Origin of the sequence: Pseudomonas serboccidentalis (genome assembly GCF_028830055.1) — a bacterium.
GTDB lineage: Bacteria > Pseudomonadota > Gammaproteobacteria > Pseudomonadales > Pseudomonadaceae > Aquipseudomonas > Aquipseudomonas serboccidentalis.
The window spans coordinates 3,040,449-3,058,138 of sequence record NZ_CP101655.1 but is presented as its reverse complement, the minus strand read 5'-3'; the positions used below and the strand labels follow the sequence as shown (position 1 = coordinate 3,058,138).

Below are 17,690 nucleotides of genomic sequence, written 5' to 3'. Positions count from 1 at the left end.
AGCGCAAAGCCCCCAGGTGTGGCAAATTGCCGCCATTTCTCGACCAGCCCCTTCGCGGTAGTTCATTCGATGACCAGAAACATGAAATTCAGCCACAAGATCTTGCTGGCTGCCGCCCTCGTGGTGGCCGTTGCGTTCGCCTGTTTCATTTTCTTCAACGACTATCGACAACGCGAAGCCCTGAGCAGCAGCACCGAAGCCACGATGCAGGAACTGGGCAGCCTGACCACCAGCAACATCCAGACCTGGCTGGAGAGCCGCATCCAGTTGCTGCAATCGCTGTCGCAGCAGGTCGCCGTGGACGGCAGTGCGCCCGCCAGCCTGAAACGCATCATCGACCTGCCCGCCTACACCGGCAATTTCCAGCTCAGCTACTTCGGTGGTGTCGACGGCGTGATGTTCTCGGTGCCCGCCGGCAACCGCGCGCCGGACTACGACCCGCGCGCCCGTGGCTGGTACAAGGCGGCCAACAGTGCCCAGCAGACCATCGTCACCGAACCCTACATCGCCGCTTCGTCGGGCAAACTGGTGATCACCGTCGCCACCCCGGTGCAGCGTCAGGGCCAGATGATTGGTGTGGCCGGTGCCGACATCGACCTGACCAGCGTCAGCGCGATCATCAACTCGCTCAACTTTGGTGGCCACGGCCACGCGTTCATTGTCAGCAGCGACGGCAAGATCCTCATCCACCCGGACAGCAAACTGGTGCTCAAGACCCTCGCCGAGGCCTACCCGAACGGCGCGCCGAAAGTCAGCCCGGGCCTGAAAGAAGTCGAGTTCGACGGCAAGACCCAACTCGTCTCGTTCACCCGCGTCAACGGCGTGCCATCGGCTGACTGGTATGTGGCGCTGGTGCTGGATAAAGACACCGCGTTCTCGATGCTCAGCGAATTCCGCACTTCGGCGCTGATCGCCATGGTGATTGCCGTGGTGATCATCATCGCCCTGCTCGGCATGCTGATCCGCGTGCTGATGCAACCGCTGCTGACCATGGGCCGCGCCATGCACGACATCGCCGAAGGTGAAGGCGATCTGACCAAGCGTCTGGTGATCCATGGCCACGACGAGTTCGGCGCACTGGGCCTGTCGTTCAACCGCTTCGTCGAACGTATTCACACCTCGATCCGCGAAGTGTCCTCGGCCACCGGCCAAGTCAACGAGGTCGCCTTGCGCGTGGTCGCGGCATCGAACTCGTCGATGTACAACTCCGACCAGCAAGCCAGCCGCACTAACAGCGTAGCCGCCGCGATCAATCAGCTCGGCGCCGCCGCCCAGGAAATCGCGCAGAACGCCGCCCTCGCCTCGCAACACTCCAGCGATGCACGCAGCCTGGCGGTCGACGGCCAGCAGGTTGTGGATAAAACCATCCACGCCATGCAGCAGTTGTCGGCAAAAATCAGCGACTCCTGCGGCAACATCGAAACCCTCAACAGTAATACGGTGAACATCGGGCAGATTCTGGAAGTGATCACCAGCATCTCCCAGCAAACCAACCTGCTGGCGCTCAACGCCGCCATCGAAGCGGCCCGTGCCGGTGAAGCTGGCCGTGGTTTCGCCGTGGTCGCTGACGAGGTGCGCAACCTCGCACACCGCACTCAGGACTCGGCGCAGCAAGTGCAAAAGATGATCGAAGAACTGCAAGTCGGCGCGCGTCAGGCGGTGAGCATCATGACCGAGAGCCAGCGCGAGAGCGAAAGCAGCGTAGGCATCGCCAACCAGGCAGGCGAACGTCTGGGCAGCGTGACCCAGCGCATCGGCGAGATCGACGGAATGAACCAGTCGGTGGCGACAGCGACCGAAGAGCAGACCGCTGTGGTCGAGTCGATCAACGTTGATATCAACGAGATCAACACACTGAATCAGGAAGGTGTGGAGAACTTGCAGGCGACCTTGCGCGCATGCTCGGATCTTGAGCAGCAAGCGGCGCGGTTGAAGCAGCTGGTGGGCAGTTTCAGGATCTGAAGTGCAGCCACTGGCCCCATCGCCAGCAGGCTAGCTCCCACATTGGATCGGTGGTGATCACAAAACCAGTGTGGGAGCGGGCTTGCCCGCGAAAGCGGCATCAGCCGCACTGAGATCTAAAATCTGGAACCCGGTTTAGAAAGAAACGCCAACTCCTCAGCCGTAGACTCGCGCCCCAACACCGCATTGCGATGCGGAAACCGGCCAAACCGCGCAATCACTTTCCGATGCCGCTCGGCGTAGTCCAGATTGTCGGCAAACACCGCCCGCTCGGCTTCCGGCTGTTCAGCCACCAGTTCCATGAACCTGGACACCGCCTCGTTCTGCACCGCGAGGTTTTCGCAGTGTTCGAACACCAGATAAATGAATACCCGCTGGATCGGTTTCAGCTGCCGGTCGAAGTCCGCAGCAATGCCTTGCGCGACGAGTTTCTGCGCACGCAGATCACCGGAATAGGCTTTGGGGGAGTCGCGAAAGATCATTCGCGGCAGTTGATCGAGCAGCAACACCACGGCCAGCCAACCTTCGGGACGTTGCGTCCACTCGGTTAATTCGCCGGCCAGGGCCTGATCGACAAAGACCCCGAAACGCTCACGCGCTTCGAGGTCTTGGCTGTCACGCTTACCGAACCACAACTTGCCCTTGTCAGCCGCAATCTCGTCCGGTGATTCGGCATGTCCGAACCACCAATCGAGCAACGGCTGCCAGGGCGCGTTCATGGTTTATTCCTTGTGGTAGGCCGTAGCGCGGGCGACTTCTTCTTTCGAGCCGAGGAACACCGCTACGCGCTGGTGCAGACCTTCCGGCTGAATGTCGAGAATGCGCTGGTGACCGTCGGTGGATGCGCCACCGGCCTGTTCCACCAGGAACGACATCGGATTGGCTTCGTACATCAGACGCAGTTTGCCCGGCTTCGATGGCTCGCGGCTGTCACGTGGGTACATGAACAGACCGCCACGGGTCAGGATGCGGTGCACGTCGGCGACCATCGCGGCAACCCAACGCATGTTGTAGTTCTTCTTCAGCGGACCTTCTTCGCCGGCCAGCAGTTCGCTGACGTAGCGTTGTACCGGGGCTTCCCAGTGGCGCTGGTTGGACATGTTGATCGCGAATTCCTGGGTCGACTCAGGAATGGTGATGTCTTCGTGGGTCAGGACGAAGCTGCCCATTTCGCGGTCCAGGGTGAAGCCTTTGACGCCGTCGCCCAGGGTCAGCACCAGCATGGTCTGCGGGCCGTAGATCGCGTAACCGGCAGCGACTTGCTGGGTGCCTGGCTGCAGGAACGCTTTTTCGTTCAGCGGCTCGTTCTGGCTCAGGTATTCGTGCGGGCAACGCAGTACCGAGAAGATGGTACCGACCGGGGCATTGATGTCGATGTTCGACGAGCCGTCCAGTGGGTCGAATACCAGCAGGTACGCGCCTTTCGGGTATTTGCCCGGGATCTGGTAGGCATTGTCCATTTCTTCGGACGCCATGCCGGCCAGGTGACCACCCCATTCATTGGCTTCGAGCAGGATCTCGTTCGACAGAACGTCGAGCTTCTTCTGTACTTCGCCTTGGACGTTTTCAGTGCCCATGCTGCCCAGAACACCACCCAGGGCACCTTTGGACACGGCGTGGCTGATCTCTTTGCAGGCACGCGCCACCACTTCGATCAGGAAGCGCAGATCGGCAGGAGTGTTATTGCTGCGGGTCTGCTCAATCAAATAGCGACTCAGGGTAACGCGGGACATGGACGGCTCCGGTGGATTGGGGGGGGCTAAAAACCCGCGCAGTTTACAGGGAGTCTGAAAACGTAGCGAGCGATGACGCCCGGTAACGTGCATTGGGGCGCAATTGCTTGTATCAGACGTGATCGGGTCGAGAGAGTTCAGGCACCGCAATCAGCGTAGTTCGAATCGAGACGGATGGCAGTTCAAGACCTTTGTCGATTGAGCGATCGCTTTCGCGAGCAGACTCACCCCTACAGGGGTACGCATTCCAATTGTAGGCGTGAGCCTGCTCGCGATCGGGTGCACAGCACCCGCCGACTCAGGAGTTGGTCGGAGGCTTGCGCAACAGACTCGCCGCCATCGCCCCCAGAAATACCACGCTCACCAGCAACACCGCCCACAAACCGATTTTCTTCCAGTTGGTCTCGGCCACCGCCGCGGTGGTGGCCGGCGTAGCCTGCGTAGCAAGCGCTTCGCCCTGCACCGTTGCCTTGCCCAGCGTCACGAGTTTCTCCGGTTTGAAATCCGGAATCAGCGTGGCCAGCGGCAGGTTCGCCGTTTTCACACTCGGGTTACCCAATGCCAGACTGTAAGGCCCTTCGCCGCGCGCGAGGAAAATCACCTGCGTCGCCCGCACCGCGTACTTCAGGCTCGGCGCCTGCTCACCAAGGCCACCGCCGCGCTCATCCACCGTCAGCTTCAATTGCTGCACGGTCTGCCCATACAGCTGCAATTCGTTCTGCACCACGTCCTGACTGTTCTGGGTCAGGCGGTACAGCAAACCGCTGCTTACGGTCTGCCACGGCAGGCTGCTCTCGCGCCGGCCGGCGAGCGTCACCGGCGCCAGGCTGTTCGGTTGCTTGAGTTCAACCTGCACCCGCTCGACGTTCAGCCCCATCGGCAACTGCCAAGTGTATTCGCCGGCCTTGGTGCTGCTGCCGGTCAGCGCTTGCGACCAGACCAACGGCAACGGCACGTTACGCGGATCGCTGCTTTTCAGCTGCGCCGAGGTCAGGGTCGGCGCCGACGTCGACGCGTCCCACAGCAGTCGCAGATAACGCGCCGATTGTCCCGGCAGCGCCACTTCATGCTGTTCGATGCGCTCGTCGGAAAAGGTCAGCCGTGCGACCTGCCCATCCCCCCACGCCTGCCAATGCTGCAAATCATCACTGGCCTCGATGCTGAAGCGCTGGAAGCCGTCGCGTTCGCTGGTCCAGTCGAGGATCAACTGCTGCAACGGTGCCTTGATCGCGCTGGCGTCGAGCAGCCAGCCACGCAGCACTTCTTCGCCGGCCTCCAGTTGGCTGGACGGTTGCACTTCCACCAGCGTGCCGGTGGTGGTCGATTGCACCCGCACATTCGGCGCGCGCTCACTGGCGTCGGCGGCGTTGTACAACGGGAACCACTTCACCTCATGCAACTGCCCGTCGTCGCGGGTCTGCGCCGACTCGCGAGCCAGGGCATAGGCTTGCGGTTCGCCGGCGGCATTGAACACCCGCAGGTCGCTCAGGTCGGTCTGGCGTGCCTGCAATTGCGCGCTCAATGGCAGCTCGAGGCGATACCAGGGGCCGTTGCCACTCACCACCAGCGGCACCTGCGTGGCGAAGTCCGCCGGTTTTTCCTGGGCGCCGGCAGCCATCACCACGCCCAGCGCCAACCACCCCAGATTCAGCATGCGACTCAAGATGAAACTCCTTCGGTGTCTGCGACGGGTTTGTCCGCCGCCGGTTCGGCTTCGACGCGTTTGGGCGGCAGCGGCGCAAAGTAGCCCACCACCAGCAGCAACACCCCGACGCCGATAAACGAGACGATCCGTGCCAGTCCGCCACGGTTGCTCAATTCGACAAAAACCAGTTTCGCCACCACCAGCGCAATCAGCGCCGCGCCGATCAGCCACACCTCGCGCCGATGACGCAGATGCCCGCCGATCATCAGACCCAGCGCCATCAGCGTCCAGACGATCGACAACCCGGCCTGCACCAGCATCGATTCGAGCAGCAGATCCAGTTCGAACGGAATCCCCGCCCAATGGTGCGCAGCACGGGTGACCAGCGCGGTGCACAAGGCGAACAGCGAAACCCCGGCGATCAGTTGCGTGGCGTACTCGGCGTAATCCTTACGGATCGCAAACTGTGCCACGGCATAGCGCGACCACACGTACACCCCGAACAGGGCGAACAGCAGGCCCAATTCCAGCGGGTTGAGCAGCGGCACGTACGGCAGTGGTTCGGCGTTGCCGTCGCTGACGCCGTTGGCCAGCCAGAACCACGCCAGCATCAGCACCGCCAGTGGCGCAGCGGCGTACAAGCGATATTCGCGGGGGAACGCTGCCACCGGCCACGGCCAGTTGCGCGCAGCCGCCGCCAGCAACAAATACAGGCTCGGCAGGATCGCCCAGCCCAGCCAGCGCCAGGCGTTGTATTGCTCGGACAACAGCAGCAGGCCGTAGCGCAATTCCAGCGCCAGCACGCCGATCAGCAGCCAGCAGCCGAGCACATGCGCCGTGCTCAGGGCCCTTGCCGGCAGCATTGGCGCCAGACGCCGCAAGCTGAAAAAGTGCACGACGAACACCAGTGCCCACGCCAGCCAGCCGATGTTCGCCGCCGGGTGATAACGCGAATGCCACGCTGCCAGCAGCACCAGTCCCGCCGCCGGAATCAGCAAGGTGCACAGCAGGCCCAGCGCCGGCCATTTCAAACGCAGCGACAGCAATGTCCACAGCGCCACGCTCAGTGCGGCGACCAGCAGCAACAGGGTTGCCTGCAGGTTCAGCGGCGCAAATCGCAGCACTTCGCTGACCCACGCCAACGCCCACCATCCGGCGCCCCACACCAGCAGCACCTCAGACAGGCGCTGCAAACTCAGTGCATCGAACGCCGAAGCGTGATTGCCCAGTTGCAGGCGCCAGGCACCGATCATGGCGGCCAGCCCCAACACCAGCGGCGTCCAGAAACCGCCATGAGCCAGCGGTCGCAGACCTTCGCTGGACAGCGGTCCGAGCAACTCGGGACCGGCCAGCAAAAACGCCGCGCCGCCGATCAACTGCAACAACAGGCCGAAAACGAAACTCACGCGTTGCTGGAGGTACAGGCTCAGCCAGATGATCAGCAATCCGCTGGCGGCCCATACCGCGCTCGCGGTTTGCCATGGCAACACGAACAGCACCGCCAGATTGATCAGCACCAACCCCGCCAACAGCACCACCGATAAGCCGCGCAGCAGACGCACATCGCCGCGCACCATCTCGTCGCGCGCCGCCAGCAGCATGCCAGCGATCAATGCCAGGCCAATCAGCGACGCACTGAGCAAACCGCTCCAGCCAGCGCTGAACACCGCCGCCGAATCCTCACCCGCGCCTTGCAGGCGCAGCAGGAACAACGCACCACCGAGCAACTGCACGGCAAACGCGGTGAACAGGAACGTGCGCGACTGCAGGCGCAGGCCGGCGAACAATGTCGCCAACCCGGCCAGCGCCCAACTGATCGCCGTGGCCTGAACAAAGAAGAACAGCGGCGCCAACAGATACAGGAAGGTCAGGCCCAGGGCCGCCAGCACCGGCAGGCCTTGGCGCTCCCACGGCGAAGCCTGTTCCGGCGAGGCCTTGCGCAGTTGATAGAAACTGAACAGCAGCGCGATGCCGAGCATCAGCGCGCCCAACGGTGCACCGTCGAGCAGGCTGCTTTCACCGACCCGCAACTGACTGAGAAAGGCCAGCGCCGAACCCAGTTGCAGCAGCAGGGCAAACGCCCGGGCGAACGGTCGCTGCTGACGCAAGCCGAGCCAGAAAATACCCGCGCCCTCCACCGCCCAGGCTGCCGAGGTCCAGCGCGCATCGAGGCCGAGCGGGATCGCCAGACTGGCGAAAATCACCCCCAGCGCCAGACAGGTTTCGCCCAGCAACAAGGCGCGTCCGCCCATCAATACCCGGGCCAGCCCCATGTAGATCACGCCCAACGCCAGCGCGCTGAACGCGGCGGCGAACTCCAGATGCTGCACCAGCGCAAACTGCAGACCGAAGCCCACGATCGGCGGCCCGAACAGCATCGTGCCATCGACGTAATCGCCCTTGCGGGCCGACCAGTGCAGCAGCGCCTCGCGGTCGCCGTCCGCCGGCGCATCGGGCATGTCGAGCAACTTGCGCCGGGCAAACAGCAGACCGATGGCCAGATACATCAGGAAGAACAGGATCAGGAACGGCTCGGTGCTCCACAGCAACTCAGGCGCATACGAACGCAGTCCCCAGGCGAAACCGATACCGAAGGTGCCGACAAAACCGATCAGGTTGAGCAGGCGCCAGGCCTTGAACCAGGCGATGGCGAGAATGCCGGCGTTGAGCAACGCGAAATAGCTGAACAGCGCGACATGGTTGCCGGCGCCGGTCGAGGTCAGGATCGGCGCGGCGAAACCGCCCAATGCCGCCGCGGCGGCCAGCCCCAGCGCATCCTGGGTGATGGCGAGAATCGCCGAGAACACCGTCACGGCCACCAACAGCCCCAGCGCGGCGGACGGGTCGAGCAACGGGTGCAGGCGCATCGCCGCAAACACCGTCAGGTACAGCACGGCGATCCCGGTGCCCTGCAAAATCAGCGCATAACTGCTGTTGCGCCGACGCAGCCACCAGCCCAGCGCCAGCAGGGCCAAGGCCGCCGCCGCGACACCGGCGTAACGCACTTCGATCGGCACCACCATGCCTTCGGTGGCGTAGCGCAACAGGAAGGCCAGACCGAAGAACAACAGCACCACACCGACCCGCAGCACGGTGTTGCCGCCGAACAGCCAGTTGCGCGCAGCGCTGATGCCACGTTCGATGAGGTTCGGACCACGAGGTTCGGCGGGTTGTGCGGGTTTTGCGGGTTCGTCAGTGATGGCGTCCAGATGCCAGACATCGGCCGGTAGCGGCTGACTGGTTTCGCTGGCGACGGCGCTGATCGGTTCGAGTTCGGGCGGCAGTTCCCAGACCAATTCTGGCGCTGAGGCATCCTCAGCGGTGTCAACGGGCTCGACGACCGGCTCGCTGAACGGTTCCGCGCCTGCCGGTAGCACCGCGTGAGAGGGGGAGCCTTCCAGCAGATACAGGCGCTGCGCGACGCCTTGCAAGGCTACCTTCGTCTGTTCAAGTTGGCGCTGTTGCTCCGCCGCCTGCGAGCCAAGCCGGGCGATGCGCAGCGTTTGCCCAATCGCAAGCCCGAGCAGTGCACCGAGCAGCGCGGCACTGAACGACTCATCGAGCAGCCAGCCGAGCACCAGCCCGATCAACATGAACATCCATTGCATGGTCGATATCCCTAAGCGCAAAGGCCAATCCGGGAAGATTAGCGCAGCCTGATCCAAAAAGATCGCAGCCTTCGGCAGCGCCTACACAGGTGTTCACATAACCCTGTAGGAGCTGCCGAAGGCTGCGATCTTTTCCGGCGCGCCGATTATATCGAGCCGAGCGAAAAGTTACTCCAGCGCTTTCCAGATATCGGTGGCGTACTCGCGGATAGTCCGGTCGGAGGAGAACCAGCCCATCCGCGCCGTGTTGAGCACTGCCGAACGCCACCAGTTGTTGGAATCGAGCCAGTGCGCATCGACGCGTTTTTGCGCTTCCCAGTAGGAATCGAAGTCGGCGCAGACCAGGAAGCGGTCGTAGTCCACCAGCGAATCGATCAGCCCGGTGTAGCGCGACGTGTCATCCGGCGAGAACACGCCGCTGCGGATCGCTTGCAGCACGTCGCTCAGGCGGTGAGACGCGGCGATGTCCGGCGCGGCACTGAACTCGTGGTTCTGTTTGCGCGCTTCGACCTGCTGCGCGCTGAGACCGAAGATGAACATGTGCTCGGCACCGATGCGCTCGCACATTTCCACGTTGGCGCCGTCGAGGGTGCCGATGGTCAGTGCGCCGTTGAGGCCGAATTTCATGTTGCTGGTGCCCGAGGCTTCGAAACCGGCGGTGGAAATCTGCTCGGACAAATCCGCCGCCGGAATGATGCTCTCGGCCAGGCTGACGTTGTAGTTGGGCAAAAACACCACTTTCAGCAGACCGCGCACGGTCGGATCGTTGTTCACCACCCGGGCGATGTCGTTGGTCAGTTTGATGATCAGTTTGGCCTGGTGATAACTGGCCGCCGCCTTGCCGGCAAAGATCTTCACCCGTGGCACCCAGTCGACTTCAGGCTCGGCGCGAATCGCCTGATACAGCGCCACGGTGTGCATCAGGTTGAGCAACTGACGCTTGTATTCGTGGATCCGTTTGACCTGCACGTCGAACATCGCCGCCGGATTGACTGCGATCCCCAGCCGCTCGTGAATCAGATAGGCCAAGGCCTTTTTGCTATGCAGGCGCTGCTCGGCGAAGGCCTTGCGGAACGCGGTTTTCTCGGCGAACGGTTCGAGGTCGAGCAAGCGTTCTTCGGGATTATCCAGCACTTGCGGACCGAGGGCATCGACCAGCATCGAGGTCAGTTCGGAGTTGGCCTGAAACAGCCAGCGGCGGAAGGTGATGCCGTTGGTTTTGTTGTTGATCCGCTCCGGATAGAGCTTGTGCAATTCGGCAAACACGGTCTTGCGCATCAACTGCGTATGCAGCCCGGACACGCCGTTGACGCTGTGCGAACCGAGGAACGCGAGGTTACCCATGCGCACCCGGCGGCCGTTGTCCTCTTCGATCAGCGACACCGCACGCAGCACGTCGAAGTCATGGATGCCCTTGGCCCGCAGCGAATCGATGTGCTGGGCATTGATCAGGTAGATGATCTGCATGTGCCGCGGCAACATGCGCTCCATCAGGCCGACCGGCCAGGTTTCCAGCGCTTCGGGCAGCAGCGTGTGGTTGGTGTACGACAGCGTGTCGACGGTGACTTGCCACGCCGCATCCCAGGCCACGTCGTAGACATCGACCAGTTGCCGCATCAGTTCGGCAACGGCAATCGAGGGGTGGGTGTCGTTGAGCTGGATCGCCGCGTGATCGCCCAGGGTCAGTACCGAGGTGTGCATGTTGCGATGACGACGCAGCAAGTCTTGCAGCGACGCGGCAACGAAGAAGTATTCCTGGCGCAGGCGCAGCTCCTGCCCGGCTTCGGTGCTGTCCGCCGGATAGAGCACGCGGGAGATACTTTCAGCTCGGGCCACTTCAGCCACGGCGCCCAAGTGGTCACCGGCGTTGAAGCGCTCCAGATGCAGATCTTCCATGGCCCGCGCGCGCCACAGGCGCAAGGTGTTGACGCTCGCCCCGCGCCAACCGACCACCGGTGTGTCGTAGGCAATCCCCCGCACGGTTTCGGCTGGCGACCAGACCTGCCTGGATTTGCCGCTGGCATCGGTGACGGTTTCGACACTGCCGCCGAAACCGATGGTGTACACCACTTCCGGACGTTCGAACTCCCACGGGTTGCCGAAATCCAGCCAGTGTTCGGTCTGTTCCTGCTGCCAGCCATCGACGATGGCCTGACGGAACAAGCCGTGTTCGTAGCGAATGCCGTAGCCATGCCCGGCGATGCCGAGGGTCGACATGCTTTCCATGAAGCACGCCGCCAGACGCCCGAGGCCGCCGTTGCCGAGTGCCGCATCCGGTTCCAGCAGACGGATGCGCTCCAGATCGACGCCCAGTTCAGTCAGCGCTTCACGGGCGACATCGAGCAGACCGAGGTTGCTCAAGCTGTCGTAGAGCAAGCGACCAATGAGAAACTCCAGCGAGAGGTAATACACCCGCTTCTGGCCTTTGCGGTAGATCTGCCGGGTGTGGTCCATCCAGTGCTCGACCATGTGGTCGCGCGCCGCCAGGGCAATGGCCTCGAACCAGTCATGGTCGAAGGCGTGATCCGGGTCTTTGCCCACCGCGTAGGTGAGTTTGGTCAGGACGGCGTCGCGGAATGCGGCCACCTCTGCTTCGCGAACTAGTGGTTCTTGAGTCATCGATAGGACCTCGAGCGAGCGGGGAATTGTCTGAGCCTAGACGGTCTGACCGACGGTAGAGGCGCAGGTTCTGCAGTTTTTCCGAAGACGGTGAGATAGCCCGGCATTACCTTGGCGAGTGGGCTATTGAATGCAGGGGCCGTGCCGTACTGACGGCCAATTGAGTGGCATTTGGAAAAATCTGGCGAAAGGTTGTTCAAAAATCCACCAGTCCCGGTATGATCGCGCGCCCTGATGCACACGCCTGGTAATTCCCGATGATGAAGCCCAACCTGATTGCCGCCGCCGAGATCGACCGTCTCGATACGTGGGCCAAATATTCGGCCCCGATGTGCGGCTCTTGTGTCTCCAGCTGCTGCACCCTGCCGGTCGAGGTCAAGATCAAGGACCTGGTGCGCATCGGCGTGGTCGACGAGTTCGAGCTGGGCGACCCGCCGAAGAACATCGCCAAGCGCCTGCAAAAGGAAGGGCTGGTCGAGCGCTTCAACCAGAAGTCGGGGATCTTCACCCTGCAGCGCATGAGCAACAACGATTGCTACTACCTGGATCGTAAGAGCCGCCTGTGCACCATTTATGACAAGCGCCCGGACACCTGCCGTAACCACCCGAAGATCGGGCCGCGTCCGGGATACTGCGCGTACAAGCCGAAAGAAGTCGAGCGCGTGCAGAATTCCCGGTCGATCGAGAAGTTCTGAAGATCAAAAGATCGCAGCCTTCGGCAGCTCCTACAGGGGAATGCGTATCCCTGTAGGAGCTGCCGAAGGCTGCGATCTTTTTTTGCCTTGAATCGCAGACAAACAAAAACGCCCCCGGTCTCGCGACCGGGGGCGTTTTTTTCAGCCTGGGCTAAATCTTATGCCTTGGCTTTCTTGGCAGCGCGGGTACGCTCGCTTTCGTCCAGGATCTTCTTGCGAAGACGGATGGACTTAGGAGTGACTTCGCACAGCTCGTCTTCCTGGATGTATTCCAGAGCCTGTTCCAGGGTGAAGCGAACAGGTGGTACCAGAGCGATGGTTTCGTCTTTACCCGAAGCACGCATGTTGTCGAGCTTCTTGCCTTTGGTTGGGTTCACACCCAGGTCGTTGTCGCGGCTGTTCTGACCAACGATCTGACCGTTGTAGATCTCCTGGCCGTGTTCTACGAACAGCTTGCCACGAGCCTGCAGGGTTTCCAGCGAGTAGGTCAGTGCCTTGCCGGTTTCAACCGAAACCAGAACGCCGTTCTGACGGCCGGACATGTGGCCCGACTTCACTGGAGCGTAACGGTCGAAGATCGAGGTCAGGATGCCAGCACCGTTGGTCAGGGTCAGGAACTGGTTACGGAAACCGATCAGACCGCGAGCAGGGATGTTGTATTCCAGACGAACACGGCCCTTGCCATCCGGCACCATGTTGCTCAGGTCGCCCTTACGCAGACCCATCTCTTCCATGACCTTGCCCTGCGATTCTTCAGGGATGTCGATGGTTACGTTTTCGAACGGTTCCTGCTTCACGCCGTCAACTTCACGGATGATCACTTCAGGACGGCCCAGGGCCAGCTCGAAGCCTTCGCGACGCATGGTTTCGATCAGTACCGAGAGGTGCAGCTCACCACGGCCGGAAACCTTGAACTTGTCAGCCGAGTCGCCTTCTTCAACGCGCAGTGCAACGTTGTACAGCAGCTCTTTGTCCAGACGATCCTTGATGTTACGGGAGGTCACGAACTTGCCTTCTTTACCGCAGAATGGCGAGTCGTTTACCTGGAAGGTCATGGAAACGGTTGGCTCGTCAACGGTCAGCGGCTTCATCGCCTCGACGGTGTTGATATCGCACAGAGTGTCGGAGATGAACAGCTCGTCGAAGCCGCTGATGCAGACGATGTCGCCGGCCGCTGCTTCTTCAACGTCAACGCGGTGCAGACCGTGGTGACCCATCAGCTTCAGGATACGACCGTTGCGGCGCTTGCCGTCGGCGCTGATAGCGACAACCGGGGTGTTCGGCTTGACGCGACCACGAGCGATACGGCCAACACCGATAACACCCAGGAAGCTGTTGTAGTCCAGAGCGGAAATCTGCATCTGGAACGGACCGTCACGGTCAACGGCCGGAGGCGGAACGTGGTCAACAACTGCCTGGTACAGAGCAGTCATGTCTTCGCCCATGGCGGTGTGGTCCAGACCGGCGATGCCGTTCAGGGCCGAAGCGTAAACAACCTGGAAGTCCAGTTGTTCTTCGGTCGCACCGAGGTTGTCGAACAGGTCGAAGATCTGATCCAGAACCCAGTCCGGACGCGCGCCTGGACGGTCAACCTTGTTGATGACCACGATTGGACGCAGGCCGGCTTCGAACGCCTTCTTGGTCACGAAACGGGTTTGCGGCATAGGGCCGTCTTGAGCGTCAACCAGCAGCAGAACGGAGTCAACCATCGACATTACGCGTTCTACTTCGCCGCCGAAGTCGGCGTGGCCCGGGGTGTCCACGATGTTGATGTGGTAGCCGTTCCAGTTGATGGCGGTGTTTTTCGCCAGAATGGTAATACCGCGCTCTTTTTCCTGGTCGTTGGAGTCCATCACGCGCTCGTCGTTGAGCTCGTTGCGCTCCAGGGTGCCGGATTGACGCAGGAGTTTGTCTACCAGGGTGGTCTTACCATGGTCAACGTGGGCAATGATGGCGATGTTACGTAGATTTTCGATCACTTGTGTATCTCGATCAGAGGATTCGGTTTGCTGACAAGTCTTGGCAGCGATTAACAGTAGTGTCCGGCATGGCCGTTACAGCTTGACGGCGGTGTCGGGGGGCCGGTGACGCAGGCCACAGGCAAACAGCCCCGGGCACTTAGCTCGGTCGATAAACGCGCACATTGGCATGCCCCTCACTGAGCAAATGGTGAGCATGCAGGCGACTCATCACGCCTTTGTCGCAATACAGCAGGTACTGGCGAGTCGGATCCAGCTCCTTGAAACGAGCGTTCACTGCGTAGAACGGCATCGTCTGTACTTCTATGCCGGTGAGTTCCAGCGGGTCATCCTCGGCCGCATCCGGGTGACGGATGTCGATGACGATCTGACCGGCCAGCGCTTCGCCGACTTCTTCGATCTGCAAGTCCTGGCCCAATTCGTCGATCACCCGATCGATTGGCACCAGTTTGGCGTTTTCGAGCGCACGCTCGAGGACCGCCATGTCGAATTCTTTCTCTTCGTGCTCGACGCGGTAGCGTTTGGCGGCGGTCTTCGGATTGACCGAAATGACCCCGCAATATTCCGGCATGTGCCGGGCAAAATCGGCGGTGCCGATCTCGTTGGCCGTGTCGATGATGTCCTGCTTGTGCGCAACGATCAGTGGGCGCAGGACCAGCTTGTCGGTCACGCAGTCGATCACCGACAGGTTCGGCAAGGTCTGGCTCGACACCTGGGAGATCGCTTCGCCGGTCACCAGTGCATCGATGTGCAGGCGGTCGGCAATGGCGGAGGACGCGCGCAACATCATACGCTTCAATACGACGCCCATATGACTGTTATCGACTTTGCCGAGAATTTCGCCCAACACTTCTTCGAACGGAACACTGACAAATAGCACGCGTTGCGAGCTGCCGTACTTCTTCCAGATGAAGTGCGCGACTTCCATCACGCCCAATTCGTGGGCACGACCGCCCAGATTGAAGAAGCAGAAATGCGCCATCAGGCCGCGGCGCATGATCTGGTAAGCGGCAACCGTCGAGTCAAAGCCACCGGACATCAATACCAGCGTCTGCTCCAGGGCGCCGAGCGGGTAGCCGCCGATGCCGTTGTGCTGGCTGTGGATGACAAACAACCGTTGGTCGCGAACTTCGATGCGAACTTCGATTTCCGGTGCTTTGAGGTCGATTCCGGCCGCGCCGCACTCACGACGCAGCTTGCTGCCGACATACTTCTCGACGTCCATCGAACTGAACGGGTGCTTGCCTGCACGCTTGCAGCGCACCGAGAAAATCTTCCCGGCCAGCACATCGCCGTAGTGCTGTTTGCACTTCTCGGTGATGTCGTCGAAGTCGCCCAGCGGGTACTCGTCGATCTGCAGAAAATGCGCAACGCCCGGCGTGCAGACCAGGCGCTCACCCATCTCTTTCAAGGCTTTGGGGTCGGTAACGCGGGTTTCCAGCTCGAGATTGTCCCACACACCGTTCACCACCACGGCCGGGTCCAGATCGCGGAGCACGGCGCGGATGTTCTTGGCCAGCTGGCGGATGAAACGCATCCGGACAGGGCGGCTCTTGATGGTGATCTCGGGGAAGACTTTTACGATTAGTTTCATGAAAACAGCGCGCGCAGGGCCAGCCGAAAAAGGGGGGCGCGGATTATAGCGGAAATTGCTCAAGGTTTAACCAGTTAATATGCAGAAGGTTTTTCATGCACCAAAACGGGTCACTTTCAAATTTGCACGCTACATTAAGGGGCGAGATTTTCCCCTTTATTGCGCTTCGCACCGCGGGAAGCGTGAATTTGGGGCAAAAAACCCATGGTGGGGCACTGGCATGCAATTTGCTCCCTTGTGAGGCAGGTTGCCTTGGCAGAGTATCTGCGCCGGCATCACCCATATTAAGGGCATCCACTACCAAGCCCTAAGCCACCCGGAGGACACTATGTCGAAGTCGGTTCAACTCATCAAAGATCATGACGTCAAGTGGATTGATCTGCGCTTCACGGACACCAAAGGCACTCAGCACCACGTGACCATGCCGGCTCGCGATGCGCTGGAAGACGACTTCTTCGAAGTCGGCAAGATGTTCGACGGTTCCTCCATCGCTGGCTGGAAAGGCATCGAAGCCTCCGACATGATCCTGCTGCCGGACGACGATACTGCCGTTCTCGATCCGTTCACCGAAGATCCAACCCTGATCCTGGTGTGCGACATCATCGAACCTTCGACCATGCAAGGTTACGATCGCGACCCGCGCGCCATCGCTCACCGCGCCGAGGAATACCTGAAGACCACCGGTATCGGTGACACCGTCTTCGCCGGTCCAGAGCCAGAGTTCTTCATCTTCGACGAAGTGAAGTTCAAGTCGGACATCTCCGGCTCGATGTTCAAGATCTACTCCGAACAGGGTTCGTGGATGTCCGACCAGGACATCGAAGGCGGCAACAAAGGCCACCGTCCTGGTATCAAAGGCGGCTACTTCCCGGTTCCGCCGTTCGACCACGACCACGAAATCCGTACTGCCATGTGCAACGCACTGGAAGAAATGGGCCAGACCGTTGAAGTTCACCACCACGAAGTGGCGACTGCCGGTCAGAACGAAATTGGTGTCAAGTTCAACACCCTGGTGAAGAAAGCTGACGAAGTTCAGACTCTGAAATACGTTGTACACAACGTTGCCGACGCTTACGGCCGCACCGCGACCTTCATGCCGAAGCCACTGTACGGCGACAACGGCTCGGGCATGCACGTCCACATGTCCATCGCCAAAGACGGCAAGAACACCTTCGCTGGCGAAGGCTATGCCGGCCTGTCCGAAACCGCCCTGTACTTCATCGGCGGTATCATCAAGCACGGTAAGGCCCTGAACGGCTTCACCAACCCGGCCACCAACTCCTACAAGCGTCTGGTGCCAGGTTTCGAAGCTCCGGTAATGCTGGCCTACTCGGCGCGCAACCGTTCCGCCTCGATCCGCATTCCTTACGTCAACAGCCCACGTGGCCGTCGTATCGAAGCGCGCTTCCCGGATCCGGCTGCCAACCCGTACCTGGCTTTCGCAGCACTGCTGATGGCCGGCCTGGACGGTATCCAGAACAAGATCCACCCAGGCGATGCCGCTGACAAAAACCTGTACGACCTGCCGCCTGAAGAGGCGAAAGAAATCCCACAAGTTTGCGGCAGCCTGAAAGAAGCCCTGGAAGAGCTGGACAAGGGCCGTGCGTTCCTGACCAAGGGCGGCGTGTTCTCCGACGACTTCATCGACGCTTACATCGCGCTGAAATCCGAAGAAGAAATCAAGGTTCGCACCTTCGTGCACCCACTGGAATATGAGCTGTACTACAGCTGCTGATCCGGTAGCGCCGCGCTACGCGGCGTGACAAAAAGAGGCCTCCTTCGGGAGGCCTTTTTTGTGCGCGCTCATCCATGGATAATCCGCCGCCTCTGCGCCACGACTGGCGCCTTGACGAAG

At 61.0% G+C, this 17,690-nt stretch carries 10 protein-coding genes and 1 pseudogene; 4 read left to right on the top strand and 7 right to left on the bottom strand.

The annotated features are described in order from the left end of the window. Nucleotides 1-69 precede the first annotated feature (69 nt). Together NN484_RS27325 and NN484_RS27320 are read left to right on the top strand one after the other, a co-directional pair. Nucleotides 70-1,104: pseudogene (locus NN484_RS27325) on the top strand (cache domain-containing sensor histidine kinase); the annotation flags it as partial. A gap of 93 nt (nucleotides 1,105-1,197) precedes the next feature. Further along, on the top strand, nucleotides 1,198-1,962 hold the full coding sequence (locus NN484_RS27320) for a methyl-accepting chemotaxis protein (protein ID WP_371260421.1): 765 nt from the start codon (nucleotides 1,198-1,200) through the stop codon (nucleotides 1,960-1,962). A gap of 116 nt (nucleotides 1,963-2,078) precedes the next feature. On the opposite strand, the gene NN484_RS14045 is transcribed toward NN484_RS27320, so the two are convergent. From NN484_RS14045 to NN484_RS14025, 5 genes are all read right to left on the bottom strand, one after another. Continuing rightward, complete coding sequence (locus tag NN484_RS14045) at nucleotides 2,079-2,681, bottom strand: DUF924 family protein (protein WP_274657351.1); 603 nt, start codon at nucleotides 2,679-2,681, stop codon at nucleotides 2,079-2,081. A gap of 3 nt (nucleotides 2,682-2,684) precedes the next feature. Next, complete coding sequence (locus NN484_RS14040) at nucleotides 2,685-3,695, bottom strand: class 1 fructose-bisphosphatase (RefSeq protein WP_127648591.1); 1,011 nt, start codon at nucleotides 3,693-3,695, stop codon at nucleotides 2,685-2,687. A gap of 298 nt (nucleotides 3,696-3,993) precedes the next feature. After that, entirely contained in the window at nucleotides 3,994-5,358 is a 1,365-nt protein-coding gene (locus NN484_RS14035; protein ID WP_274657350.1) for a DUF3999 domain-containing protein, read from the bottom strand. Continuing rightward, nucleotides 5,355-8,948: a DUF2339 domain-containing protein gene (locus NN484_RS14030; RefSeq protein WP_274657349.1), complete on the bottom strand. Its 3,594-nt coding sequence runs from the start codon at nucleotides 8,946-8,948 to the stop codon at nucleotides 5,355-5,357. Before NN484_RS14030 ends, NN484_RS14035 begins: the two co-directional genes overlap by 4 nt. A 168-nt stretch (nucleotides 8,949-9,116) precedes the next feature. Beyond that, nucleotides 9,117-11,567 (bottom strand): glycogen/starch/alpha-glucan phosphorylase, encoded by a 2,451-nt coding sequence (locus tag NN484_RS14025; RefSeq protein WP_215501224.1) that lies wholly within the window; start codon nucleotides 11,565-11,567, stop codon nucleotides 9,117-9,119. Nucleotides 11,568-11,824: 257 nt separating this feature from the next. Between NN484_RS14025 and NN484_RS14020 the strand changes: the two genes are divergently transcribed. Continuing rightward, nucleotides 11,825-12,262 carry a YkgJ family cysteine cluster protein gene (locus NN484_RS14020; protein WP_007961740.1) on the top strand — a complete coding sequence of 146 codons (438 nt, stop codon included), beginning with the start codon at nucleotides 11,825-11,827 and terminating at the stop codon, nucleotides 12,260-12,262. 158 nt (nucleotides 12,263-12,420) lie between these two features. Here the strand turns inward: NN484_RS14020 and typA are convergent, their stop codons facing one another. Beyond that, on the bottom strand, nucleotides 12,421-14,241 hold the full coding sequence (typA, locus tag NN484_RS14015; protein ID WP_127648587.1) for a translational GTPase TypA: 1,821 nt from the start codon (nucleotides 14,239-14,241) through the stop codon (nucleotides 12,421-12,423). A gap of 139 nt (nucleotides 14,242-14,380) precedes the next feature. Then, complete coding sequence (gene thiI / locus NN484_RS14010) at nucleotides 14,381-15,835, bottom strand: tRNA uracil 4-sulfurtransferase ThiI (RefSeq protein ID WP_274657348.1); 1,455 nt, start codon at nucleotides 15,833-15,835, stop codon at nucleotides 14,381-14,383. A 328-nt stretch (nucleotides 15,836-16,163) separates the two neighbouring features. Between thiI and glnA the strand changes: the two genes are divergently transcribed. Continuing rightward, nucleotides 16,164-17,570 (top strand): glutamate--ammonia ligase, encoded by a 1,407-nt coding sequence (gene glnA / locus NN484_RS14005; RefSeq protein ID WP_127648584.1) that lies wholly within the window; start codon nucleotides 16,164-16,166, stop codon nucleotides 17,568-17,570. Nucleotides 17,571-17,690 lie beyond the last annotated feature (120 nt).